We start from the raw sequence: 26,967 nt of genomic DNA, 5'->3' as shown, positions 1-26,967 counted from the left end.
CTAAAACTGAAAACTATGCCCTACTTGCTATTCTTAAAGGCAGCCCAACTCGAAAGGTTGTGCCCTCATGGAGTTTGCTTTTGCAATGAATTGACCCATCAAGTAAAACAACACTTTCTTTGACTATGGATAAGCCTAGCCCTCTCCCTGAAACTCTATTGGCATTCGATCCCCGGTAAAAGGTATCGAAGATTTTTCCTATGTCCCCCTCGGGAATCCCTAACCCGCAATCCTTGATTTCAATGACCAAATTTTCATCTATCCGGGAAATGCTTAAGGAAACACCCGGTCTTCCACCAGAATATTTCACGGCATTGGTTAGTAAATTTACCACGATCCTTCGGAATAACATGGGATCGGTGTAAAAATCTCCGACATTTTCATCGATATCAATGTTGATTTCCGGGGTATCGATGTAATAAATGCGAATCGAGCGGACCGCATCACTGCAGAACTCATGCAAGTTGATCTTTTCCAACCGGAGCTTGCGGTCATCCGAAGTCCACTGCCCTACAAAAAGCAAATCTTCCATCAAATTGCTGATATGCTCCACGGAGCACTGAACCTCCTTGTAAGCTTCCTCGCTATCTGCACAGGGGCCATCTTCTTTGAGCATGCTGGAGGCAACCAGAATGACATTGAGTGGCGTCCTCACATCATGAGCCATCATTTTGGCAAAACGATCCCTTATCTCGCCATTCTCACGAACTTCCTGCAGAGACTTGCGTAAGACTTGCTCCGCTTTGACTTTAGCTGAGGCATCCACAAAAAACCACACTTCCATTTCCTTGCCTGCTGCATCTTGAAAGGAACTCCCCGCCCCCTCGACAAACTTCTCCATGAGCGCTGACTTTGATGACTTTAAAGCAAATCGTTTCAACTCCTGACGCGATGGCAACATCTCCGCCTCCATTTCTCTCTCCTCCAGCAGTTCGGGAATCGACTTTCCTTTCAAAACGGATTCTTTGAGATCGAGTATTTCACAAAGAGCTCCATTGACCCATTCGATCTTACCCTGGGTTCCCACCATACAGACTCCCAGAGCGGTGGAACTGACAAGGTTACCAAAGCGCTTTTCGCTTTCCTCAAGGGCTTTGATGTGCGCTTCACTGTCTCTCATTTTATTTTCTATTTCCTCAAGAGCAGCTTCCAGCTGTAAAGTCCGCTCCTTTACCACATCATCTATCTTCCGACGAACCACTGACAATGCTTGCTTGAGACTCACTTCCCTAATTTCTTTTTCAATTAAATCATTATTTAAGCGTTCAAATTCTTTACAGATCGTCTGCACAAGAACTTCTGCATTCCACTGTTCCAATAACCGCTTATGAACTCTATCTTGTTGATCTAATGGGGAAAGAGCCTTCTTATCTTTGTTATTGGAAGTTAGCAAGCGTATCTGGCTTTCCAAGCGACCAAAAAGCTTTCGGTAACGCATCGCACGCGAGCGATAGAAGATCAAACCTAGCACAATCAACACGGTTTGCAGTAACACCAGCGCAGCAAGTAATGCTTGGTATGGTTTTTCTAAGAGGAAGGAGAAAAATACCGATGCATATCCACTGTTATAGAGCACGGCTACATAAAGACATCCCATTAGAAGGATGCCAATCAATATATAAATAGCATAAGGACTATAGCTTAACCTTAGCGGATTAAACTTCTTCTTAACTAAACTCTTATCAACCCCCAAAAGCATCTCTCCAACATCCGTTCTATTTTACATGATTAATGACTCATATCTAAGCACCAACAACTCTTATAATATGTATCAGTTAAACCCTACTCATTCATACACTAGGGTTAAGATTAACGACGGCAAGCAACTTATGCATATTTTTTAAACAACAGCCTCACAGGTTAAAGCTTTGAAAAAATTTCTCTTTTCCTTCGCTTGAATTTTAAAGAGCTTTGTTGCATCAAACTCACTATGAATATTTTCAAGATGCGCTATGCACTTTTTTTTACTGTATACCTGCTATTCCTAGTTGGACCCTCTAACACCTTTTCTTCCCCTAAAGATGAGCCTATCGTAAAAGCCGTACAAAAAACTCTGCCGAGTGTTGTTAATATCTATACGGAAGGTGTTGAGCGCTATCAAATTCGAGACCCACGCGATATCTATTTTGAACAGTTCTTTGGGAGACGCTACTCCAGAGGCAACCGTATAGCAGAGGTGCCATTTCGTTCTCTTGGCTCAGGATTAATCGTAGGACAAGAAGGTTATATCGTTACCAACTTCCATGTGGTGGAAAGGGCAGATCGAGGCAGGATTAACATCACCCTGCCTGAGGGAGAAACCTACGAAGCAAAATTGATTAGAAAAGATGAGGATCAAGACTTAGCACTTATCCAAATCATCGATGAAAAACGCACAGACTTTCCATACTTGGACCTTCAAAAGCTTTCTCCAAATTTGCTGGGCCAAACAGTGATTGCTATCGGCAATCCCGTCGGTTATGAAAGCAGCGTCAGCAGCGGCATATTATCTGCCAAAGACCGCACACTCAATGTAGGAGGCGCAACCATAGAAGGCCTCCTGCAAACAGATGCTGCCATCAACCCGGGAAACTCAGGGGGGCCACTGATTGACATCGACGGCCAACTCGTTGGCATCAACACGATCAAAATGGGGCGCGACCAAAATGCCAATGTCATCGATAACATAGGCTTTGCTATTCCTGCTGAGCGCGTGCAGATCTTTGTCGAGAATGCGATAGCCATTGCTAAAGGAATCAAGCCCGCACCACCTGAGGACTCCCTCATAGATGTTTTACGCGAAAAATTTGGACTGAGCGTACAGGAACTATCGCCAAGCTTGGCGGACTCTTTTGGGTTCCGGCCCTATGAAGGTTTATTGATCAATGATGTGGAAACTAATAGCCAAGCAGCCAACAGTGGTATTGAAAAAGGCATGATTATTGTCGGACTCAACGGATACCCCACACGCGAGATAGCAGAAATTCCTCGCAAGGCTTATAAAATAAGAAAAGGTTCTCAAAACAAAATCACTTTAAAATTTTATCGAACCTATGGACGTGCCTATGCCCAACAGATTGGCACTGTCATGCTTGTGGCCAACTAGTCCAGCGAAGCCACGGCAATAAAGAGATTTGTCTCACCTTTTTGTTGCCTCATAAAGCAGTGCTCAAAGTCTAAGGAATCCAACTCCAGACTTCGGTTCGGACAAAGCGAATAACCGGACGAAGGTAGGCATAAAACAAGAAGTCCCAACCCACGCTAATTTTACTGTAACCCGTCATACCAGGCTTAAGCTCATAGTCTGTTTCATGGAGTTCCGCATAAATACGATAGCTGAAGTCTTCCTCCGCCGCACTATCAATGGATGACTGAAAACTGGTTTCACGATCTGTTCGAACAGGATCAATATTCAGTGAAGAACCACTCGTCACAATGTTGCTCACACTCACCACCTCACCTTTTACTAAGGCGCCATCGAGCCCATGTAGCCGGGCACTTACATTCATTCCGATTTCACTGGTTTTTGCTGCATCTTGATCCGCAGCTACTTCAATCAACAGATTGGAAGTGTCCTGTATGGTGACAAGTAATTCACCTTTCTGAGCAACCTGCCCAATACGACGTTCTAGATAGGGTGTCACCACTCGTCCTTCAATAGGTGCTTTGATTTCCGTAAATTCGAGTTGTCCCTCTAAATATTCGATGGTGCTTTTTAGACCCTCTGCTCTCGACTTGGCGATATCGCGCTCCTTTTTGGAAAGCTCTAACTGACGTTGAGTTGCCGCATTTTGGTTTTGGAGTCTTTGAAGAATATCATAGTCCTTAGACCAGTATTCTTCCTCGCTGCGGTGGACGTCGTAGGACACGCGTGCATTGGATAATTCCTCTCTAAGATCGCGGCCACTCAGCGTGACAAGTAATTGACCTTTTTGAACCCATTCTCCTCCTTGCACATGAATGGTGATAATTTCATCTACAATTTGCGACCTGATGCCCTGTTCTTTAACTGGTAACAAACGACACTTACCGCCTACGGTTCGAGGATAAGGGAATAAAAGAATCATAAAGATCAAAATCATGATGATTATGCGCGACTTTTTCTTATTCATCGGATCATTAAACCAACGAAATGCAGAATCGATCTGTGGAAACTTTTCTTTGCCTTTATCAGATATACTCATAAAACTCTCTTTCAATAGACTACGATGCCAATAGCCAATAGCTGTCATCAACAAAACTGCTCCCAAACCACCCATGGTATCGGTCAGCCAAAACCACCCAACTACAACTACTGCAATGTTTAGTAAGACCATGTTGAAATAGCATCCAATACCATAGTAGCGCAACCAGAAAGATTTGAGAGACCCAATAGAAAAGAACTTTCCTTTCTCATGTAGGCAATTCTGGACTTCCTCTTTTGCCATTTCATGGATGCGCCAGTTCTTGCATAGATAACAAAGGACTCGATAACCCCCACCCTTAAGAAAGATATTGGAATGAAGAAAAAGCGTTAGGCAACTGATAAACGTAATAAGTAACCAAACACTATGTAAGGCCGTATGGTTATCAGTATGTTTCCAACAGAGAATGGAGACAATACAGAGACCTAAGTGATACCAATTGGGTGCACCGATGATGTAGGCCTGTCCTTTGGCACTAACCAAGGGAAAGGAATCCCCAATGGAGCAAAGGAATCGAGGCAGTAAGCCCTTGTACCAAAAAAAACGAAACGCCTCTACTTGGCCGCCAAATTTCCTGCAGGCAATTCCCACAATAAGCTCTCGAGGGATATTCACTAGTATAAGAATGCATGCGACTGCGATGAGTATGACAATAGGAGTCGGAAAGTCTCCATGCAAAAAGACATAATACTCCTTAAAGAAAAGATCCCAGTCGTGGTAGGCTATCATGATTGCTTGAGGCAACATTAAGAGAATCGTAAGGAACATCAGAGGGTGAAGCGTCCAACCTATGACATTGTTTAACCCGCAAAATAATTGATTAAGAATTTCTTTGTGTTCTTTCGTTGAGTGTAAACGAAGAACACCTTGATCGATTTCCGATGCATTATCATATGATCCTGAGGGTTCATGGAACTGCTCTTCACCGAGCTTTTGAAAGAAGTTTCTGATTTGTCGAACAGCAATCGAAGCATTAAAACGCTTTTTGTATAACACCTGAATCTTTTCAAAAGAACGTGTCCCATCAAACAATTGCAGCAAATAAAACTCTTGATGCTTGAGTTCAAAACACTTCCCGGTGTTTTTTTGAGTTAAAAGATATCGCGAAGGTCCAGCCCTTGTCACCAGAAGCGAATCTAAATCAATACTTGGATTGGCCGACATGACGAAGAACTTATAGACTCATTTAGAGTACAAACAAACACTATCTTGTATTATTTAAAACAATGCAGATGTGTCCTGCAAGAAGCCTGGAGTGAAGGATGTATTTTCTACCCTCAAGCGAATTAACCAGATTGCATAGTTTAGCATCTTCATTTTAAGAGGCAGAGGTTAAAGGTAGAACAAACTTTCTTACTTGTTTTATGAAGTATCAATAAAACATACACTCTCTTGGCTATTGCCTCTTCTTCCTGCTTGTATTCTCAGTAGTTCTTCTCTCAGAATTTGTCTGCAAACTTACTCTTCCTTGACTTTTGAGATGAGAGCTGGCAGGTAGATGAACGTTGTCATTGAAATATCATATCTTTTTCTTTGTTCGGTAGTCATATGAGGAATAAACGTGGAATACATTTTTACTATGCTCTCATAACACTTGGGGTAGTCGTCATATTGGGCGGTTGTTTTGGTAGTTATAATGATGCGCTACTCGGCACACTGGCCTCTATCAACCAGAGATCTAAAAGCTCAGCTTCTTCTGACCCACTCATGCCCCACGCATCTCTAAAGAAGACTGTTAATCAGAAAGTATCTGAGAAAAACGTGGATCTTGAGCAATCACAGAAAACGCACATGCTCCCTGAAGAGGAGCAAATGAAGATCGAGCAACATGCCAGCCTCATCAAAGAAGATATTCATCTTGCACAGACCTCCAAGTCCCCACTAGAGAGTGAATTTGATGTCTTGAAAACAGAAAAAGAGCCTACTCCTGACCTTCTCACCTTGCCTGTTGCGGAGAGAGGTGGAACTGCTGAGAAAACAGAAGAAACCAAAATCATCCGTACAGACAGCGGTATGGATGAGGAAATGGGAGAGGATTCTCCAAGCACTGGTGAGCTCAAGACAAACGTGTCTGAAACTAATGAGTCTTATGAAAGACTCTCTCTATATAAAGCGATGCGACTCGCATTAGCCAATAACATCGACATAAAAATTTCCTCACGCGAAGCCGACGAGTACCGTTATATTAAGCAAAGAAGAGGAAGCGTGTTTTTCCCACACTTCAGCATAAGCAGTTCCTTCCGTAAGGTAGACCAGGACCGTGCTGAGCTTTCTGGCCCGCTCATCTTTGAAGAGCAGAGCAAAGTCCGCGGCGAAATCACCCAAATCATCTTTAGCGATCGCGTGTGGAGCGAATTCAAGCAGTCAGGTTTACAGGAGGAAGCGAAACGATTTGAAAAAGAAAATGTTAAATTAGACACACTAAAGACTGCGGCACTTTACTATATCTTATTTCGAGAAATGTCAGCGATATTGCGAATGGATGAGCTGAATTTAGCAGCGGTAGCAGAAACCTTAGCGTTTGCCAAATCTAGAGCTGAAGCCGGAATTTTGGGAGAAGAGGCAGTTTATAGATGGGAATCAGAACAAAGTGAGCTCAAAGGAAAAATCCTAAAAAGAGAAGCATTGCTTGAAAAAGCAAGAATCGCTCTGAACCGAGTGATGGGCATTCCCTCCGAAAAGAAGTGGAGGCTGGAAGATAGTGAACTCGATGAGGAATTCTCTGTCTTTCTCGGTCAAGATCTATTAACCATGCTTTCCGGCAGGTCAGACGCTGAGTTCAGAAAATTCGTCACCATTGAAGCTCTCAAGCATAACCCTGCCATTAAAGCTTTGGGAAAAGTAATTGAGGCTCAACATGCCGCCTGGGATGAAATTCGTAGACGCCGATTTTTACCTGAAATTACCGCACAGGGCGAATACGGTTATGTATTAGATGAAAGTGGCGGTGAAAATACGTTTGGTGCCGAACGTGATTCCAATGTTGAATGGGGTGTAACCCTTTCGGCAACCCTACCTTTATTTGAAGGAGGTGAACTAGCAGCAGCCAGTAAAAAGGAGCTGGCAACTTTAGAGAAACTACTATTAACAAGAAAACAACTTTGGCAAATAGTCGAAGAAGATGCTACGGGTTCTTTCTACGAATTAAAGGGTGCTTATCCTAACATCGGTCTTAGTCAGGAATCCGCCGATATGGCTTACAAGAACTTGGAGATTATGGAGCAAAAATACCAAGAAGGAACTGTGCTTATTATAGAATTAATAGAAACTCAAAAAGATTACTTCAATAAAGGCGAGCAAGCAGTCATTGCCAAATATGACTTCATCAGGGCCCTCATCAATTTCCAGCGCTCACTTTCCTCACTCGAAAACTTTATGACAGCAAGCGAAGAAAATAACTCGCAAGAAAATTATAATGTGTCTATTAACTAAAACAGGTAGGCAAGCGGAGGTTAATTAAAAATAGAAGTTAACGCGGTCATTTCACACTTTTCAACCCGGGTGATACCATAGAAGTTCAACCAGATCTGTAAGAGCTTGAGACATAAGAAGATGAGAGCCGAAGAGGATATATCCAAAGGCAATACTTCAAGGCGATTCTACGTTTCTAAGGATCAAGATCTAGCGCTGGCTTTTAAGTCTCTGTGACATCATGCGGATTGGATCTGCCTCTAAATATTTTCAGAAATAAAACCAAAACCGTACGAATAAATAGGACAAACTTATGAGTAAACCCATTACCATTGTATCAGGACTCCCTCGCTCAGGGACTTCTCTCATGATGAAAATGTTGGAAGCTGGCGGCCTAGAAGTCGTCATCGACGGAATTAGAGAAGCCAATGAAGACAACCCCAATGGCTACTACGAATACGAAATAGCTAAGAAGGTCAAAGAAGACCAATCTTGGCTTCCCGATACACAGGGTAAGGTATTCAAAATGGTTTCCATGCTTCTCAAGGATCTCCCCCTAGACAAGGGCTATCAATACAAAGTTGTTTTTATGAGAAGAAAGATGCCTGAGATCCTAGCCTCCCAGACCAAAATGCTAGAGCGTGACGGTAAAAATAAAGCTGATGGTCCTACTGACGAGCAGATGACGGCACTATTTACCAAGCACCTCAAGGAAATGGAAGAATGGATCGCCAGACAAGAATGTATTCATGTGCTCTACGTTTGGTACCATGACGTGGTCGAAAATCCAGGAGAACAGACGGCCCGTATTCAAGACTTTTTAGATGCAGCTAAGCTCGATGGAGACAGGATGAACCAGGTTGCAGATAGATCTCTCTATCGCAATCGAGTGACTGCCTAGGATCTACTTATTTAGCTGCTAGGCTCCACTACTTGACTTACCGCATACCTGGATGATGCAGGATTTAAAGATCTGCGCTGAATCTTGATTCTTCGCGAGAAGATAAGAAACATTTTTGAAATCATTATAAACATCCATCTTTGTCCTACTTGCGATTGAACCAGGGTGTCCAGGAGACTAAAGTATTTATAGACTTTTCCGCCGGATTGACACAGACCTCTAAAGGCATCTCCTTTAACTTCTGTAGCATCATCCAGGTTAAATTGGCAATATTTTAACAGGATGATCGAAATTTATCTATTATGTAAAATTGCATTTTACAAAGTTTTGTAACTCCACTATATCTCATACCGTTGAATAGCAATAGCTTATTGGGGTATCACAGAGGAAAAGAGAGTCGATGAAGATCTACCAAAAAGATAAGACCTCTAGCAGACTCTATATTTTTTGCATCCAAGATTTTGCACAGATCTTCAAGGCTCTATGGAATCATTCGGGTTTAAGAAGTTGTTTCCCATATTCGTCGGCCCTGCCAAGCAAATTTTTACAAAGTTCCAGCGATATGTCATGAAACATTTTTTCACCTATTTCTTATTGTTCATATCTTGCGCCTTACCCATCTTCAGCAAAGCTAGGGGCCAGTCTTCTTATACGCCTGAAATGCTGGATTACATCAAGTCTAATATGACCTCAAGATTGGATAGCCTCGGTTACCATGTAGTTGGCGGCAACCTGATCTATATTACTCCAGAACAATCACAAATCCTCTGCGCTTTATACGGATGGAATTGCCAGGCCAACAACCCGACCACTCCTTATGGTGTCTTTATGTTTCCAAAAAATGGTGACAACAGTATCATGTCTATGGATTGGAAATTGGCCGAAAATGAGGCCATAGTCTTTGTCGGGGTGACGCCTCCTAAATCTCGCTACTTCGGTATTGTGCCCTACATTTGGAGCCGCTACGAGAGTGGCAACGAAATCAATCTATACGCTAGCCTCGGAGACACCCTCAACAATGCAGCCATTAAAACTTCAGGGCCTAATCAAGACTCTTTTAATAGAAATTCCGTCATTATTATGACCCGCGATTGGCAAACAGATGCCGCCATTCGCAAAGCTCTGACTCACCCTACAATTGGATTAAGTCCCAACATCTTTAACACGTACGCATTCCCCAAAGACCCACCACTTAGAATGGGTTATGTTCAGGGAGTCTCGGATAGCTTTACAGTTTTAACACGAATCGCACTCCTCGAAGATCAAGCCAAAGGCGAAGCCTATATGGAGAATCCTCCTGCATTTATTATGAAGGTTCGACCCAAAAACCGAATTCGAGCTACCGTTCCTCTTGGACAACCCAAATTACGAACAGTTGGATCAGGCGTGCGTGAGCAAGATATCATCATTGATGGCCACTCTCTACAAGGGGCACTAGATTCACTCGAGCAGGGAATCAAAGACTATTATTCAAGCCAAACGCCAACGAGCATTCCTGTAGCCATGCATGGGCCTTATGGATTCGATTGCATTTATGGTAATCCACCAGACTTTTTACCTTACCGCTGCATTTTCGAAAATCGGGATGCAGGATACAACCACCATATGGATAGCCCCGTGCTTCTGCCTGACGATCCTTCAAACTTCTTTATAGTCTATGGGGTCAATCATAGAAAGACCGGTAAGGTGGCTTATCATAATGTTGCAGTAAGTGAGGGAGGAACTGACCGGGGTATCATTTCAATCGACGACCGGGCTTTCGCAGGAACAGCAGACCGTTTTACCAACCACCCACTCAAAGATTACCTTTATGCCATTCGCATTTCCAGAAACTGTGCGGATGAAGGGGCACCCTCCTGTTACGAAGTTCCTTCAGATCCAGCTAATGGGATCGAATTAGATCAGCCTCTTTATATCATGTTTCGTTATTACTTAGAATATGTCACTGGAACGCGGCCTTCTGGAGATGAGATGGTCCTAGACCGTGTACTTTTATTTAAATAAAAAATGAACTGGATCACAAAAAAACTCTTGTTTAAGGGACTCTTCCTTCTAGCTATCATTTTTCTTACTCAAAAGATTTTTGCTCAAGATCCTTATACCCCATTACAGTTGCAATTCATCAAAAATCAAATGATCTCTCAGTTGGATACACTTGGATATGATGTTCTTGAAGGTATGTTAAGCTATTTGAGTCCTGAGGAATCCGAGGCGCTTTGCGCGCAATTTGGTTGGAACTGTCAGGCCAATAATCCGACAACGCCCTATGGCCTCTTCTTATTCCCTCACCAAGGTGATGATAGCTATCAAGCCATGCACTGGAAATTAGCTAAAAACGAAGCCGTAGTATTCGTTGGTGTGACCCCACCAAAATGTCGATACTATGGCATCGTTCCCTATATCTGGAGCCGATATGAAGATGGGAATGAAATCAATCTTTTCGCTAGTCTCGGAGACACGTACAACAATGGCACTATGAATACCTCCGGTCCGAATTATGATACCTTTTCCAAAAATAGCGTCATCATTATGACGCGTGACTGGGACACAGACACTGCTATCAGACAAGCTCTTACTCACCCAGACATCGGTTTGAGTCCCAATATTTTCAATACTTATGGACTCCCGATTACTCCTGCACTCAGAATGGGTTATATCAGAAATGTATCTGATAATTTTGCCGCCTTTACTCGTTTGGCTCTATTCGAAGACGAGGAAGTTGGACAATCGTATATGGATAATCCTCCAGCTTTCATTATGAAAGTCCGCCCTAAAAACCGTTTCCGCGCAACTGTGCCCTTGGGCCAGCCCATTCTGCGCCCTGCTGGCTCCGGCAAAAGAGAGCAGGACATGATGATCAATGGCTACTCTTTGCAAGAAGCGTTGGAGTCACTTGAGCAAGGGATCCGCGATTATTATGCGCCTCAAATCCCTACCGAAATGCCCCTACGTATCGACGACATATTCGGCTTTGAATGCATCGAGGGTATCCCTCCAGATATTCCTCCATTCCGCTGCTTGTTTGATAACCGCGACACCATATATAACCACCATCTATTTGACCCGGTATTACTTCCTGATGAGCCTTCAACTTTCTTTATGGTCTATGGCATCAACCACGCCAAGACAGGTAAAGTGACTTATCATAATGTTTCCATCAATGAGTTTGGAACTGACCGCGGAGTGGTTTCCATAGATGATCGCTTTTTTGATGGCAGTGCTAACAAATACACGGATCACCCTCTCAAGGACTATTTATATGCTATGCGTATTTCTAGAACCTGCTCTGATGAAGATGCTCCTTTCTGCTATCAAGTCTCATCAGACCCAGAAAGTGGTATTACCTTGGAACGATCTCTCTATGTTATGTTCCGCTATTATTTAGAACTTACAACTGGTACACGCCCCGCAGAGGATGAAATTATCTCGGACCGCGTCTTACTCTTTGATTAGCATAGTATTGTGAGCATTCCTTTTCATTCCAATGTAATATAGATGATCCACCAGAATAAGGCACCACCCATGGCTACTAGGAACTATTTAAATAGTTAAATAGTTAAATCAACATACCAATAGAGTGGAAAACTAACGAAATATAAAATTATATTTACGTATAAAACAGTATTTTACTTTTACGTAAATTTCATTAAGTTTAGGATGCTTTGTTGTAAGATAACTACCTAGTTCTGTTAACTAGTGGGTACATGTAGGTAAAAAGATAAAATCCTAAGGACAAAATTAACTATGAAAAATGAGGTGTCATTTTCTCTAAGAATAGTGGTGTGTCTACACTGCTTATTCTTCTTGTTGCAGGAAACCAGTCAAGGCGGAACACAAGGTGACTACTTCCTTTGGCACGACGGATTCAAACGAACTTATGTTTATTACATCCCTGATCATTTACCGGCCGACCAACCTATTCCTTTAGTATTTGGGCTACATGCGGGCTGGAGAAATGGGCAACGCCTTATTGAAGAAGGCATGGGAGGCCCCATGAACGATATGGCGGATCAATATAAATTTATCACTGTCTATCCCGATGGGTTCGGACAATACAAATGGTGGAATGATTGCCGGGACGATGCAACACTAGCCATAGGATATGCAGACGATGTTGGCTTCATCGACAAGCTAATTAGAAACTTTTCCAACGTATACAATATTGATCCAGAAAGGATCTATGCGTGGGGACAGTCCAACGGAGGCATGATGTGTTACCGGCTAGGCCAAGAACTGTCTCACAAAATAGCAGCTGTCGCAGGAATTAATGCAAGCCAACCCTTCTACAACGCATGCCCTCCTCCTGTAAATCCTATATCCGTGCTCATCATGAATGGCACCGACGACGTACACCTCCCCTTCGAAGGAGGTTTTCTTGAGGGATTTCGCAGCTTAGGACGAGTGATTTCTGCAGAAAATACCGCAGCTTATTGGCGCTATTACAATCAAACTGATGACCAACCCACTGTAACTAACTTTACCGACTATGTACTTGATGACGGGCCCTCTGATGTTGTCCTAAAAACTTATGTTAATGGTAACCAAGGAACAGAAGTGGCGTTTTATCAAGTAAATGGTGGAGGCCATACTGCTCCCGGGACTGGAAATGATTACGCTTTTAAAATTAATTTTTTTGGCTGGACGAACATGGATATCCATGGAGCCTACCAAGTGTGGTCTTTCTTTGATAGACATCGCCTAAACGGACGCGCTCCCACAGATACTAATCCCGTTAGGCTATCTAGTTATTGGGAGACTGTGTTTGGCGATTGGATGGCTGGAAATAACGAATCCACTTTTTGGGATGATGAGGATCAAGTGACTATTGGCAATGCTGTTGACCCTACAATCTTTTTACAATTCGAAGTCCCAGAATTGACGTCCTTGAGCTCTATTCGACTGAAAGTATGCTCACGCGATAGTGAAGCCACTGATGTCACACGTGCGTTAGGCTTATGGAATAAGGTAACAGAGACCTGGGATGAGGTAGCCGGTGATCTTGTAGGCACCAATGAGTCCATTTTAGAAGCAACTATAGGAGGTGATTTAGATTCATATCTAAACCCTGGCCAAGATTTTATTTATCTACTCATACAGCATGAACATCCTTCACTGCTACATGAAATGTCAATTGACCAGGTTGAGATAGAAGTTGTGGAATAAATATATTATACACTATATGAAAAAATTATTGCTAATTCTAGCAGGGGTAAGCTTACTTAGCTTATCATCATTAAAAGGACAAGACTCAGGACCAGAGATTGACCCAGAAGGCGATTTCTTTACTAATTTTTTTAAGCCTGAATATACCATTGTCTTTGGCGATGGAAGCAATCAAGGTGACAGAGGCTCAGATCTCAAGGCGTCTTATGACGTGATCAGGTATCGCGTAGACCCGCGCTATGAATTAATCTTTGTAGGTGAATATCCACAAGCGAGATTTGCATCCTTTGTTGTTTATGATGACTATTTAGCTACGACGGATTACATCCGTGACTTTGAGCTAAAACCTCTAAAATGGTTTTACCAAAACCATTTTCGTTCAAATATTCAATACAAAGAGGATCAACTCTATGCAGGTGTTATCAGCTTTGGGGGAGGAGAGCCAAATCCTGATACCATCTTACCTGGTTGTAGCCTGGAGGGTTATAATGTGCGCGACAATTTTCTGGATGCTTCCAAACGCAATGAATCTGTCAGTTGGAATCATGAAGAAAATCTACCGGCGTGGGTTCCACCATATATCGGTGGAGATAACCTCGCAGGAACCATTACGTTTCGTCGCTTCATTAAAGGTGAAGATAATGGAATTTTGCCTTTAGCCCGTCCGGTTGTTATCGTCCGAGAAGTTGCAACAGGCCAAGCCCTTACTCAGTTAGAGGCCTTTCAAAAAGGAATAGTCTTTTTTAATGACGCCTATCTTGAACCATTTCTCCCACAATTGGAAATATGGACTCTGAAATGGTATAATGAAGTGTTCCAACCTAAAAAATGTTACTGGCCTGATCCAGAGAGTGATATTTATTGGACTCGCGGAACTGAGCACGTTGCCGCAGGAAACCCCGACTCCGGTTACTTAAGCGCAGAAATCCCCACTTGGATTATGCCGCCTTTACTATCTGGAGAGAGATTCATCCGGTTACGCTTCAAGTTACCAGTCATGGCCAAATTACCCACTACGGGAGAGATCATGACGGGCAATGAAGAACTACGTTATTGGAGCCTATCATTCCAAGTAGACCCCGTTACCTTGGCAACCATAAGTGATGATGAGTTAATATTAGATCCTGATGGCTATGTAAATCTTATCATTGGCCTAGGAGGTACTGCTCCTGCTTATGTCACACCTGAAAACTTTTACACGTTTTTTGATTTCTCGGAGCTCGAGGGCTATGAAAATGTTCGTGCCATGGCCATACGAACTATTCTACCCGATGTTGATTTCTGCGGCTCTGCACAGTCAGTTCCTTTTAAAACTTCAGAACATAACCCAATGGGAGGCTTTATGGGAGAGTATGTGCCAGTGGTTGATTATCCTTTAGTGGCTGATTTACCCGAAGTAGCTGAGCAACCTCTGCCACATCCTGAATCTTGTGGTGTGTTGCCTCCCCCTTTTCCACCTCCATTTAATTGTGTAATAGAGACTGAGTAGGCAATAAAGGGACTCTATTATTTGAATTTGGGGAGATGAATCAGTGTATCAGCGAACAAAGATTTTTAAAGCTGCTCCAATTTTTAAGGAGCTTTCTAACCGCAGTCTATTTGAACCATTATGCAAATTACTCTGTAAAAAGCTTGCCCTGATTTTTTTATTATCGGCTCCTTCTCCAGCTGCAATTATTTATGTAAAACCCATTCCTCAGGGTTTAGCTGATGGGTCTAATTGGAGCAATGCAGCAGAGCTCCAGAATGCTTTACAAAACATAGCCTCTCCAGGCGATACCGTTTGGGTAATGGCAGGCGTCTATTACCCCACTAGCGATAGTCTGAACCGCAGTGCGACATTCCATCTTCTCAACAACGTTTCTATATACGGAGGTTTTAATGGCTCTGAGACCCTTCTGGAACAAAGAGACTGGGAGGCCAATTTGACGATCTTAAGTGGTGATATCGATGGAGATGACCTTGGAGGTGACATAGTCCTTGATGTAGCAAAGATCCAAGGTGGCAATTCCTTTAGCGTAGTAACTGGAAGTGGAACAAACAATACCGCACTATTAGACGGCTTTGTCATTACAGCAGGACTCTCAGACACCTTGCTTCCTGCCTCTGCAAATAATGGTGCAGGCATTTACAATCAGTCTGGCAATCCTACTTTAAGCAACCTTACTATTAGCGGAAATTCTGCTACTAATGGCGGTGGCATATTAAATGACGATAGCAGCCCTCTCCTAAACCAAGTAACTATTGTTTACAACCTCGCTACTAATGGCGGCGGCGGCATTCTAAATCAAAGTAATAGCGCTCCTGTCTTAATCAATGTCACTTTTGAAGAAAATCATGCCGACCTCAATGGAGGTGGCATGTTTAGCCGCGGCAGTTCCCCATCATTAAATCAAGTCAAGTTTATCAATAACACTGCAGAATTCGGTGGAGGAATGAGCACTAATCTTAGCCTCTTCTCAAATATCACTGATACCATTTTTGAAGATAACAGTGCCGTTATTGGTGGGGGCTTATTCTGCGACTCAAGCTCGCCAAATTTAGCAGGCGTTACATTCATCAAAAATATGGCAGAAACCAGTGGTGGAGGGATGTTTAATATTTCGAGTAACCCTATTCTAAATAACGTTGAGTTTCAGGAGAATCTCGTCGTCGGTATTGGAGGGGAAGGCAATGGTGGGGCTCTTACTAATCAAACTAGCTCCCCTCTACTAACCAACGTCTCTTTTACAAATAATGAAGCCGAGTTAGGAGGTGGAGTAGCAAACCTCTTCTCAAGTGCCCCCAAATTTAATATGTGCACTTTCCAAGAAAACAGAGCTCTAAATGAAGGCGGGGGAATATACAATCAAGGCAGTTCTCCCGATCTATCCAATGTTGCGTTTCTTCTAAATTCTGCTGCCCAAGGTGGCGGTATAGATAATACAGGTAGCACGAGTAATCCTACTCTGGTAAATGTTACTTTTGATCGTAATACCGTGAGTTTAAATGGTGGAGGCATCCATAACTCCAACGGTGCCTCTGCCTCACTGATTAATACAACTTTTAGTGCAAATGTTGCCTCCTTTGATGGAGGTGCGATGAGATCTATCGATAGCGGTTTAGTCTCTATCATAAATAGTATCTTTTGGGGCAATCTTTCGAGTTCGATTACAGTAGCAGATAGACAGATTAGCAATCAAAATAGCACTCCTGAAATTGCCTATAGTTTGATCCAAGGTGGGCTGCCTACAGGTAGTATTGACAACGGTAATAACGTTCCTGGTAGCCCTAACCCTTTATTTGTAGATACGCTTGCTGGCGACTTACGTTTGAAAGGTAGCTCTCCTGCCTTAGATGTGGGCAATAATACAACGACTCCAACTCTACCAGCCACTGATCTAAAAGGCTCGCCTCGTATTTATAACTCGGTCATCGACCTAGGTGCTTATGAGTTTAATGTTCTTTATGTCGACTTATTGGCAACATCTGGCAGCAATAATGGAACCTCCTGGACCAATGCATTTATTCATATACAAAGTGCACTTTCGGCTGCTGTCTTAGGTCAAGAGATATGGGTGGCTACTGGAATCTATTATCCAACTGCTGTTTCAACCGACCGTGATGCGTCCTTTCAACTGATCACTGGAGTTGAGCTTTATGGAAGTTTCTCAGGCAATGAGGATTCCACTTCCGATCGCACTCCCCAAGCAACTCCCACTATTCTTAGTGGCGATATTGACCAAAATGATAGCCAAGTTCCCATTATTAGTGATCTATCCTCGGTAACGGGCCACACAACCAATAGCCGCTCCGTGCTAAGCGCAATAGGGGTTGGATCCTCAGCAATTCTAGATGGGTTTGTTATCACTGGTGGTTATGCAAATAGCAATGGAGGCGGTATGTTAATCGAAGACAGTAACCCCTCATTAACAAATATCATCTTTCAAGGAAATTTCGCTGCAGATTCTGGTGGCGCTCTATATCTAGACAATAGCTCTCCACAACTAACCAACCTTCAGTTGATTGACAACCAAGCGACAAATGGAGGCGGACTATCGAATACGAATGGGAGCGATCCTCTCATCAATCGCCTACTTCTCTTGGGTAACTCAGCCACCGAGAAAGGCGGGGGAATACATAATATTGGCAGCTGGGCAACGATTGCTAATTTGGTAGCAAATGGAAATACTGCTAATTCTGGAGGCGCCATATCCAATTCGAACAGCGCCCCTTCAATCGTTAATGCTACCTTATCTCAAAATTTCGCCACTTCGGATGGCGGTGGAATTTTCAATGATTTAGGAAGTGGTGGAATGATTTCTAACAGTATTTTTTGGAATAACAGTGCTGGCACAGGTTCTATCTCTGAGCAACAACTTTCTTCTCCTATACTTATTCCTTTTTTATCTAACTCCATTATCCAGGGGGGCTACCCGAATGGGGCCCATATCCTAAATGTAGACCCTCAGTTTGTAGATCCAGATGGGGTAGATGATATTTTCGGAAATTTGGATGATGATTTATCGCTGTTACCCTCCTCTCCAGCTATCAATCAGGGCAGTAATATGGATCTACCCAACAATATTTCAACCGACTACTTAGGTTCAATACGCATTGTAAATGGTGTGGTGGATATAGGCGCTTATGAAGCTCGACCCATTTTTGTCGACCGGACTGCAATTCTTGGCTCACAAGATGGATCCTCTTGGGATCATGCATTCCTCTCTCTTCAAGATGCTTTAGTTTCTGTTCAAAATCAAAGCACTAACGAGATTTGGGTAGCAAGTGGAATTTATAAACCTACCATTAATCCTTTAGAGCGCTCAGCTACTTTCCAATTACTAGATGGAGTCTCTATTTATGGGGGATTCTCCGGTAATGAAACCGAACTATCCCAACGCGATTGGGAACTTAATAAAACCATACTAAGCGGAGATATCGATAGCTTTACAAATCCTGATATCACAGATTCCGATGGGGTCGTTCGAAGTGCTTCAGACATTCAAGGTATCAACAGCCTCAGCGTCGTTACAGCCAGCGGAGTCGATAACACCGCGGTATTAGATGGATTTATTATTACAGGAGGACAGTCTAATCAAGATCTACAAGGCTCAGAATCAAATCTAAATAGTGGTGGTGGAATCTTTGCCATTACCGGTAGCCCTACTCTTCTAAATCTCACACTCAGCGGCAACCTTGCTATCCAAGGAGGCGCCATCTACCTGCGCAATAACAGCTCTCCAAGTATGGAGAACCTTTTATTCTTCGGTAATGATGCTGCAAGCGGAGGAGGTGTTTATAATACATTGAATAGTTCTCCAGATATGGATCGAGTCTCATTTATAGGTAACTCCGCTATAGCAGGGGGAGGCCTCTATAATATCTTCTCTAGCGACCCGATTGTAAGTAACGCAGTTTATTCGGGGAATTCGGCAACTGATTCTGGAGGTGCTATTTTTAACGTCAACAGTTCCCCGAGCTTTATCAATCTAACTGTAAGTGGAAACTCTGCTGTTCAGCAAGGTGGTGGCATCTACAATGAGACCAGTCCAACATCTGTCACTAATTCTATCTTGTGGGGTAACACTTCATCGGCAACACTTAATTCTCTTGAGCAAATCTATAGCCAGAATGGACTACCTATCATTTCTTACAGTCTAATTCAAGGTGGGGTAGGCATTCTTCTCGGCAGTATAGACGCTGGGAATAATGTTCCCGGCAACCCCACAGCTCAAGATGTCCCCGATCCTTTATTTCTAGATGTAGATGGTATTGATAACATTTTAGGAAGCTTAGACGATGATCTACGCCTCCTACCAAACTCTCCTGCCCTAAATATCGGAAATAATACAGTTCTCCCAGTCTACGCAACCTCTGATATCCGTGACCTACCTCGCATCAATCAATCGACGGTAGAGTTAGGAGCTATTGAGTACACCCCACCTATCATTTCCATTGACCCAATAGAACTTGACGTTGATATTGATGAAGAAGTGACCCTATCTGTCACAGGTGCTACGAGACAAGCATTCTATCAATGGTATGCTGGTGAAAGTGGAGACACCTCAAATCCATTTACTACCATTACGACTTCCGAATTATCAACGGAAATACTGCCCGAGGGCCATTACCTCTTTTGGGTCAGCGTGGAGAATGAAAATGACATTCTCTATAGTCCAACAATAACAGTAACTGTCACCGCAACCAAATACGGACTATGGAATGTGCTGAACTTCCCAGATGATGTCGGCAATTCTGCGACACGTTCAACCGTGTGGGGAGAATTTGCTGATCCGGACGAAGATAATTTGATTAATATCTATGAGCACCTTTTCGGATTCGATCCTAATGTTGCTGACAGTGACGGCACTCTTCCATTATCTGTTGAAATCAGGCCAGGCACCGACGATATGCTCCATTTCAACCTTATCCTGCACCGGGTAGAGAATATTCCCGACCCATTTATAGAAAAAATTGAAATCTCTTCTGATTTAATCGTCTGGGAAGACGGTATTTTAGGTAGCGATCCCTTAAATCCACTGCATTATCAACAAACGATTTCTATTCCAGATCCGGTAGATGGCTTTGTTACCGTTACTTTTGAATTGGTATCATCCGTCATGATCAACCCTCGCCGTTTCATTAATTATCTACTTCAGGTTGATGTTCCAGAAGAAAATTAAAAGCCTATAATCCATGTTAATTTCTCTGCCAGATCATGTCTTAAACCTTACCCTTTAACCGAGGATAAAGGTAAACTCAGAGCCTCCGCTTTCACCTGACTCAACCCAAACCTTACCTCTGTCCTTTTTTACAATGTTTTGCACAATCGCCAACCCTGCCCCAGTGCCTTCAATCTCTTGCCCTGCCTCACGCTAGAAGATTTCAAAGATCCGCTTTCTTGCCCGCTTGGAAATCCCAGGTCCTCTATCGCAAATTCGAATACCTTTTCTTCATTAGGTCCATCAATTTTTACATACGGCAAAATTTCAATCTCTGGAGGCTGCTGTCCCAGAGTAAATTTGAGCACGTCCCCTACTGGAGCATTTTAGAATTAAATAACGACAATCTGTTCATGAAAGAATAGTGGGTATATAAGCTTAAAGATGAAAGTTTATAGTAAAGATCTAAGAGAGAAAATCATAGAAGCCCTAGAAGCAGGGATGAGCCAAAGCCAGGCAACAGTATCATTTGGAGTTCATAGAACAACTATTGGAAAAGATATAGAGAAAAGGGCGAGGTATATTATAAACAGCGAGGAGGTTACCTTCAGAGTAAACTTCAAGCATATAAGCAACAAATCATCCAATGAATTAAACAAAAGCTCGGAATTACCCTAGAACAACTTCAAGAAGAACTCTATGAGCAATTTGAGTTAAGTATTAGTCAGGCTACGCTACACTATCATCTGACCAAGATGGGCTATAGTTTAAAAAAACGTTTCGGGCCAGCGAGCGTGGACGCACTGATATAAAAGCCAGAAGAGAACAATGGATGTGGGACCAGCTGAGAAGCTCATTTTTCTTCATGAAGCTGGAGTGAATACCAAGATGACATCTCTTTACGGTAGAGCTTTACGAGGAGAACGGTGTCATGACCAAGTGCCGTATGGTCATTGGCTCCACGTTTCTAGCAGCTTTGAGATATGAGGCTCTAACAATACCACCATTAATTGATGGTGCCATGAATGGAGAAATATTTCTGAGCTATATCAGGCAACACTTATGTCCTACTTTAAAGCAGGGCGATATAGTAATCTGGGATAATTTACCTGCACATAAAGTCAAGGGCGTGAGAGAGGCCATAGAAAAAGTCGGTGCTGCGTTGGTTTATCTTCCTGCTTATAGTCGGGACCTTAACCCTATCGAAATGGCTTTTTCTAAATTTAAAGCACCATTGCGAAACGCTGCTAAAAGAACTTGGGATGAACTCATTGCTGCTGTTAATGAGAGCTTCGATTCATCTGCCGCAGAGGATTGTAGAAACTTTTTCAACCACTGCCAGTATGTTTAAAATGAATTCTAAAATGCTCTAGTTAATGCAAGATATAGTACTTGCGCTCGGTATTCCATTCGATCCATAACAGGATGGTTTCATGAAACTCTGAATCTTCCAAGACAGTTTCCCATTCCTCAATCGAATGAACATACTGATGATTAACAGACAAAATTTGCATCCCCTTTTTTAGCCCAGCCTTTTCTGCAGGACTTTCTTCCATGACCTCCGTAATAATCAATCCCTTAGAGTCAGCGGGATATTCATACTTTTTTATGAGTGTACTAGTAAGCTCCTCTACCTTTAGACCTTGCAAAATGACTTTATTAACTTCTTCCTTCTGGGAATGCTCCGTTGAATACCTAGCCTTAGGTCGAATTAATCCTGAAACCCAGGCTGGGGGCAAGCGCTGCTCAATTAATACCTCTAATGGAACGAACTGACCGCTTCTGAAAATTTCAATAGGCATCATGCTTCCAACTGGTGCTTGGGCAATTTGCAATCTTAACTGCATGGCTGAATCGACCTTTATCTCGCCAACTTTTACAATCATATCACCAGCTGCTACTCCAGCTATATCTGCAGATCCACCAGTAAAAACATCTGAAACTAGCGCTCCTTCTACACTAGAGTAAGCAAAAGCTGTAGCAATGTGATCATCTATCGCTTGAACACGAACTCCAATTCCTCCTCTCACTACTACACCTTTATTGAGGATAGAATCTGTCACAAAACGAACCAAATTACTCGGAATAGCATAGGCAAAACCAGATTTAGTCGCTTGATGAATCTTTACCTCAGAATAAACGCCCACAACTTCACCTTTAACATTAATAACCGGAGCTCCGTCACTGCCGAATATCTGTGGCAAATCTAACTGGATAAAATTTTCGTAAGAAAGCCCATCAGCTAGTATACCATCACGCTGCTTATCACTAACCACTCCTGACAAAAATGATTTCCTGAACCCCTCCCCACTCGCAACGCACATCACTACCTCTCCTCTTCTGACCGAAACAGCATCTCCCCATGGCACCTCAACTAAGGGCTCTGTCTCCACTTTTAATACAGCTATATTTGCATAAGGATCTGCTCCTATGAGAGCTGCCTCTTTCATCAATCCACGAGCTACACTTACTTTGATTGTGTGTGCACCTGCTATAGCTCTAAAAGTTGTAACAATATAGCCCTCCTGACTTAAAACAGTGCCAGAAACGCAACTCTCTTCTGGGAGATCATCAAGTCCTAACCACTTGATATCTTCATGCTCCGCTATCACCTCATCTTTATTTCTTATGGCAATCACACCTACCACATACTGCCCAGCCTTTAGTGCAAGGTCCGCGAGCTCGGTGTTGAATTTATTCAGTAGCGGGTCCTGAACAACTTCTTCTTGTTTGAATAGAGACTTCAAGGTTGCTGTTTCATCTTTTTTTTCCTCTTCAATGGGTGGCACTTCAACTGCATCTAGAACCTCCTCTTCCACCACAGGTTCTGGTTCTTCAACGAGAGGCAGAGGCTCTTCCGAAGTCACCCAAAAAACAAAAAAAACAAGCACCACAAGGGCAACAACAATACTAATTAACCTTTCCATCTTTTTATTTAGCCTCTAGCAATACGATTCATTCCTATTTATGAAAGCGGCTCTTTAGTTATTAGCAACCTCTTCGGCCATCGTCCAGTAATGCCCGAGCACCTTCTTGAGTCCTTCATGTTCAGAAAGTTCTGGATCGCTGTCCAAAATCTTCTCTGCCAATTTTTTTGCTTTAGAAATCATAGGCAAGTCTTTCGGGAGCCTCGCCACTTTTAATGGAGGAAGGCCACTTTGCTCGGTGCCCAATATATTGCCAGGGCCACGGATTTTGAAATCCTCCTCCGCTAGCTCAAAACCATTTGCTGTTTGTTCCATAATCTTCAGACGCTTCCAGGAATCAATACTCTCCATCTCATCCACTAGGATGCAATAAGATTGATCTGCACCTCGACCTACTCGGCCACGTAATTGGTGTAATTGCGCTAGCCCGAAACGCCCTGCATGCTCGATCACCATAATGGTAGCATTCGGAACATCCACGCCCACTTCTATTACTGAAGTAGCCACTAAAACGCCACATTCCCCGCTGCGAAATTTCTGCATACTTTCGTCTTTGTCCCCAGCATCCATTTTGCCATGGACGATTCCCACTTGATTCTCTCCAAAGATCTCCTTGAGTTCTTCATAGCCTGCTTTTACAGATTTAAGATCTATCTTTTCAGAATCTTCAACTAAAGGATAAACCACATATGCTTGACGACCTCTAGCGTTCTCCTTCTTGATATAATCCCAAACATTGTGCAAGCTGCTCCGATCTCTAAGCACAGTTTTTACTACTTTTCTGCCCGGAGGTAGATGCTGTATGACTGAGACATCCAAGTCCCCATATACCGTTAAACATAAAGTCCTAGGAATGGGTGTAGCCGTCATCACAAGCAAGTCCGGGGCCTCTCCTTTTCCCAATAAAGCTGTTCGTTGCAACACTCCAAATTTATGCTGTTCATCGATCACTCCAAGACCAAAATTCGGGATTACAACTTTACCTTGGATTAATGCATGAGTTCCAACATAAATAGTAGGTTGAGATGAAAACAATGTTTCACCAGAAAACCGATTATTCCGAGTATGAAGTTCCACGTGCACACCTATAGGCTCTACAAGCCTCTTAATATTTTTAAAATGCTGGTTAGCTAAAATTTCAGTTGGTGCCAACAAAGCACCATTTTTGCCAGACTCCAAAGAACGGAGTAACGCATGCAAAGCAACTACCGTTTTTCCAGAACCAACGTCCCCCTGAAGAAGCCTATTCATAGGAATTTCTTTCGAGAGGTCTTGATCTATTTCACGGCATGCTTGTAGCTGTGCTTCTGTTAACTGAAAAGGTAAAACTCCTCTCAAAGTATTCACCAAATCATATTGTTGACTTCCTCTTACTTTGACGGCCTTTGCCGCTAGCATTCGCCTTCTCACCAAAGCAAGCTCCATACAAACCAGCTCATCTAATGCGAGTCTCCGTCTTGCTTGTTCTACTTCCTCTAGTGACTCTGGGAAATGGATAGCCAACATTGCTTCTCCTCTGGACATTCTAGGTTGTGAATGTTCATATAACTCTGGGAACACTAATTGCTCCTTTTCAATAATCTCCCATATAGTTGCTCTCAACGCCTTTTGCTTAACCTTTTCTCTTAATGGATAAACTGGTGTTATGCGGTTTAAATGAGGACTCATTTTGAGCTTACCTGCCTCCTCATACTCCTCCGGCTCCACAACCTCATATTCAGGATGCATCATTTGGGCTTCCCGCTTATTACCTTTACTCTTCCATGTCATACGGCCATATGCAATAACCCACTTTCCCTTCCAATCACTCCATTTCATATAACGCTGCACGAACCAGACGAGCTTCAGAGCCTTATAAGATCCCTCAATTTGAAGAATAATTTCTATGATTTTTTTAGAGCTGCGAGTGAATTTGATACTTTGATCAACAACTTTTCCGAAGGTGGTGACTTGCTCACCCTCATCAAGCAAGAAGGGATCTTCCCAACGACTTCTATCTTCATAGCGTCTAGGAAAATGATAAAGTAGCCCAAGAGCATCTTCATAACCCAACTTTTTTGCCAAATTAGTGAAAGATTTTTTCACAATTGCTAGAGGCTATTTATCAGATGATTTATAATCAAGGATTCTCAGGCACGGCTTCCCGGAATAATCATCAATTTCCCAGTGGCCTACCACATCAAATTTTTTCTGCCCCAGGAGCTCATTCGCCATATTAAAGGCAACCGCATCAAACCAATTACTGCCAACCCTTGCCGAAAAACGTAAATGCCCTTTACCAAATATTTTCTCACTTCCCTCACATTGGATATCTCGAATAACAAAAATTGGCGGTTCATTAAAGCGACCAAAAGGTTCTAGTTTTCCAAGGCTTCTAGCAAGCTCCTCATTTAGGGCCTCTCCAGGCAACTCCATATCGATATCAAGTTGCTCTTGGTAAATTTCCTCAGAGCAGTTGCTTTGCATCCACTCCTCTAGGCGCTCTCGAAAAGTATCAATTTGATTTGCCTCAATCTCAAGACCTGCCGCCATGGCATGACCACCAAAACTTAGCAGCAAATCTTGGCAATGCCTTAAACCATCCATTAAAGAACAACCATCTATGGAGCGCCCACTCCCTTTACCCTTCCCATCTTCATCAATTGAAATAACAACTATAGGACAGTACCATTTTTTCTGTAATCTAGAAGCGACTATTCCTATTACGCCTTGGTGCCACTCACGAGAAGCTACTACCACACACTTGGGGTTGACTCCTACCTTCCTGCCAATAATAGCCTCAGCCTCATAAGTGGCTTGTTGTTCCAAATCTTGTCGATCCCTATTCAAACGGTCTAGCTGCTGAGCAAGTATGGCAGCATTTCGGCGACTTTGCGTGGTTAACAATTCCCAGCCAGATTTGGCTTCGGCTAAACGACCACTAGCATTTAGCCTAGGACCAATCATGAAACCTATGGTCACCGGCGTTGGCCTACGTCGAATACCAGCTGCTTGCATCAACTCTTGCAAGCCCACGTGCGCTGTTTGCGCCAAACGCTTCAGTCCGTGGTGCACGAGTATTCTATTATCCTCCTTAAGTGGAACAATGTCCGCTACTGTCCCAACAGCTATGAGATCTAAGCACTCTTTGAGATCAAACAAATCTGGCTCATCCCGCATCTTTAAGAAGGCATGACAGAATTTAAAAACTAATCCAACAGTTGCTAGAATATGGTCATGCTCTCCTTTTTGCGGGTTTACAAAGGCCAGAGCGTTTGGAATCTTTTCAGCAAGTTCGTGGTGGTCAATGATAATCACATCAATTCCTTTCTCATTGAGATATTCCACTTCTGCAACACTTGTTGTTCCACAGTCCAAAGCAAGTAATAGATCAGGCTTACCCTCCCCTATTGCTCGATCTATAGCAGAAATAGATAGACCATAACCTTCTGACAAACGCTCAGGGATAAAAACATCCACCTGCTTTCCCATCTGTGCTAAAAAGCGAAACATCAGCGCACTGCTGGTCATCCCATCTACATCGTAATCACTATAGATCAGGATTCTCTGCCCAGTTCTCAAAGCTTCCTCAACACGGACAACCGCCCTTTCCATATCCGGAATACGCAGAGGGTCATTTAAATTGGATAGTTTTGGGTGAAGAAAACTTTCATGCTCCCTGTCAGATATTCCCCTAGCATTAAGCAGATACTTAACCACCTGCTCACTTTCATACGGATCAACGCCATTCGCCGAGGATATTTTCCAACGCTTCACAC

Annotated in this window: 16 protein-coding genes; 10 read left to right on the top strand and 6 right to left on the bottom strand. The window is 42.9% G+C overall.

Features of this window, described 5'->3' with window-relative positions:
• Window positions 1–13: 13 nt before the first annotated feature.
• Window positions 14–1,699 (bottom strand): ATP-binding protein, encoded by a 1,686-nt coding sequence (locus tag AAGA18_01830; GenBank protein ID MEM9444067.1) that lies wholly within the window; start codon window positions 1,697–1,699, stop codon window positions 14–16.
• A gap of 231 nt (window positions 1,700–1,930) precedes the next feature.
• Here AAGA18_01830 and AAGA18_01825 point away from each other — a divergent pair, with 231 nt between their 5' ends.
• A complete protein-coding gene (locus AAGA18_01825; protein ID MEM9444066.1) occupies window positions 1,931–3,085 on the top strand; it encodes a trypsin-like peptidase domain-containing protein in 1,155 nt (384 codons plus the stop codon).
• A gap of 70 nt (window positions 3,086–3,155) precedes the next feature.
• Here AAGA18_01825 and AAGA18_01820 read toward each other — a convergent pair whose 3' ends face one another.
• The gene (locus AAGA18_01820) at window positions 3,156–5,327 is read right to left on the bottom strand and encodes an HlyD family efflux transporter periplasmic adaptor subunit (GenBank protein ID MEM9444065.1); all 2,172 of its coding nucleotides are present in this window, start codon (window positions 5,325–5,327) and stop codon (window positions 3,156–3,158) included.
• Window positions 5,328–5,711: 384 nt separating this feature from the next.
• On the opposite strand from AAGA18_01820, the gene AAGA18_01815 reads away from it, so the two are divergent.
• The 7 genes from AAGA18_01815 (at window position 5,712) to AAGA18_01785 (ending at window position 20,303) form a co-directional block, all read left to right on the top strand.
• Window positions 5,712–7,595 (top strand): TolC family protein, encoded by a 1,884-nt coding sequence (locus AAGA18_01815; protein MEM9444064.1) that lies wholly within the window; start codon window positions 5,712–5,714, stop codon window positions 7,593–7,595.
• Window positions 7,596–7,887: 292 nt separating this feature from the next.
• Window positions 7,888–8,475 (top strand): sulfotransferase, encoded by a 588-nt coding sequence (locus AAGA18_01810; GenBank protein MEM9444063.1) that lies wholly within the window; start codon window positions 7,888–7,890, stop codon window positions 8,473–8,475.
• A gap of 483 nt (window positions 8,476–8,958) precedes the next feature.
• The gene (locus AAGA18_01805) at window positions 8,959–10,479 is read left to right on the top strand and encodes a hypothetical protein (GenBank protein ID MEM9444062.1); all 1,521 of its coding nucleotides are present in this window, start codon (window positions 8,959–8,961) and stop codon (window positions 10,477–10,479) included.
• A 3-nt stretch (window positions 10,480–10,482) separates the two neighbouring features.
• A complete protein-coding gene (locus AAGA18_01800) occupies window positions 10,483–11,928 on the top strand; it encodes a hypothetical protein (GenBank protein ID MEM9444061.1) in 1,446 nt (481 codons plus the stop codon).
• A gap of 291 nt (window positions 11,929–12,219) precedes the next feature.
• Complete coding sequence (locus AAGA18_01795; GenBank protein ID MEM9444060.1) at window positions 12,220–13,638, top strand: PHB depolymerase family esterase; 1,419 nt, start codon at window positions 12,220–12,222, stop codon at window positions 13,636–13,638.
• A gap of 16 nt (window positions 13,639–13,654) precedes the next feature.
• The gene (locus AAGA18_01790; protein MEM9444059.1) at window positions 13,655–15,127 is read left to right on the top strand and encodes a hypothetical protein; all 1,473 of its coding nucleotides are present in this window, start codon (window positions 13,655–13,657) and stop codon (window positions 15,125–15,127) included.
• 43 nt (window positions 15,128–15,170) lie between these two features.
• Window positions 15,171–20,303, top strand: coding sequence for a choice-of-anchor Q domain-containing protein (locus tag AAGA18_01785; protein ID MEM9444058.1), 5,133 nt, complete (start codon window positions 15,171–15,173; stop codon window positions 20,301–20,303).
• A gap of 128 nt (window positions 20,304–20,431) precedes the next feature.
• On the opposite strand, the gene AAGA18_01780 is transcribed toward AAGA18_01785, so the two are convergent.
• Window positions 20,432–20,650 carry a hypothetical protein gene (locus AAGA18_01780; protein MEM9444057.1) on the bottom strand — a complete coding sequence of 73 codons (219 nt, stop codon included), beginning with the start codon at window positions 20,648–20,650 and terminating at the stop codon, window positions 20,432–20,434.
• 76 nt (window positions 20,651–20,726) lie between these two features.
• Here AAGA18_01780 and AAGA18_01775 point away from each other — a divergent pair, with 76 nt between their 5' ends.
• Entirely contained in the window at window positions 20,727–20,960 is a 234-nt protein-coding gene (locus tag AAGA18_01775) for an IS630 transposase-related protein (protein MEM9444056.1), read from the top strand.
• Window positions 20,961–21,213: 253 nt separating this feature from the next.
• Window positions 21,214–21,633 carry a transposase gene (locus AAGA18_01770; GenBank protein ID MEM9444055.1) on the top strand — a complete coding sequence of 140 codons (420 nt, stop codon included), beginning with the start codon at window positions 21,214–21,216 and terminating at the stop codon, window positions 21,631–21,633.
• Between the two features lie 22 nt (window positions 21,634–21,655).
• On the opposite strand, the gene AAGA18_01765 is transcribed toward AAGA18_01770, so the two are convergent.
• Genes AAGA18_01765 through recJ form a run of 3 tightly spaced genes read right to left on the bottom strand, consistent with a single transcriptional unit; the run spans window position 21,656 to window position 26,965 of the window.
• Entirely contained in the window at window positions 21,656–23,209 is a 1,554-nt protein-coding gene (locus tag AAGA18_01765) for a trypsin-like peptidase domain-containing protein (protein ID MEM9444054.1), read from the bottom strand.
• Between the two features lie 54 nt (window positions 23,210–23,263).
• On the bottom strand, window positions 23,264–25,294 hold the full coding sequence (gene recG, locus AAGA18_01760; GenBank protein MEM9444053.1) for an ATP-dependent DNA helicase RecG: 2,031 nt from the start codon (window positions 25,292–25,294) through the stop codon (window positions 23,264–23,266).
• A gap of 12 nt (window positions 25,295–25,306) precedes the next feature.
• Complete coding sequence (recJ, locus tag AAGA18_01755) at window positions 25,307–26,965, bottom strand: single-stranded-DNA-specific exonuclease RecJ (GenBank protein MEM9444052.1); 1,659 nt, start codon at window positions 26,963–26,965, stop codon at window positions 25,307–25,309.
• Between the last annotated feature and the right edge of the window lie 2 nt (window positions 26,966–26,967).

It is taken from the genome of Verrucomicrobiota bacterium (assembly GCA_039192515.1).
GTDB lineage: Bacteria > Verrucomicrobiota > Verrucomicrobiia > Methylacidiphilales > JBCCWR01 > JBCCWR01.
This window is presented reverse-complemented; position numbering and strand designations above follow the sequence as displayed.

Bases quoted from the DNA above. Each gene is read 5' to 3' on its own strand.
- AAGA18_01830 (MEM9444067.1), bottom strand. From the start codon at position 1,699: ATGCTTTTGGGGGTTGATAAGAGTTTAGTTAAGAAGAAGTTTAATCCG.
- AAGA18_01825 (MEM9444066.1), top strand. From the start codon at position 1,931: ATGAATATTTTCAAGATGCGCTATGCACTTTTTTTTACTGTATACCTG.
- AAGA18_01820 (MEM9444065.1), bottom strand. From the start codon at position 5,327: ATGTCGGCCAATCCAAGTATTGATTTAGATTCGCTTCTGGTGACAAGG.
- AAGA18_01815 (MEM9444064.1), top strand. From the start codon at position 5,712: ATGAGGAATAAACGTGGAATACATTTTTACTATGCTCTCATAACACTT.
- AAGA18_01810 (MEM9444063.1), top strand. From the start codon at position 7,888: ATGAGTAAACCCATTACCATTGTATCAGGACTCCCTCGCTCAGGGACT.
- AAGA18_01805 (MEM9444062.1), top strand. From the start codon at position 8,959: ATGGAATCATTCGGGTTTAAGAAGTTGTTTCCCATATTCGTCGGCCCT.
- AAGA18_01800 (MEM9444061.1), top strand. From the start codon at position 10,483: ATGAACTGGATCACAAAAAAACTCTTGTTTAAGGGACTCTTCCTTCTA.
- AAGA18_01795 (MEM9444060.1), top strand. From the start codon at position 12,220: ATGAAAAATGAGGTGTCATTTTCTCTAAGAATAGTGGTGTGTCTACAC.
- AAGA18_01790 (MEM9444059.1), top strand. From the start codon at position 13,655: ATGAAAAAATTATTGCTAATTCTAGCAGGGGTAAGCTTACTTAGCTTA.
- AAGA18_01775 (MEM9444056.1), top strand. From the start codon at position 20,727: ATGAAAGTTTATAGTAAAGATCTAAGAGAGAAAATCATAGAAGCCCTA.
- AAGA18_01770 (MEM9444055.1), top strand. From the start codon at position 21,214: ATGACCAAGTGCCGTATGGTCATTGGCTCCACGTTTCTAGCAGCTTTG.
- AAGA18_01765 (MEM9444054.1), bottom strand. From the start codon at position 23,209: ATGGAAAGGTTAATTAGTATTGTTGTTGCCCTTGTGGTGCTTGTTTTT.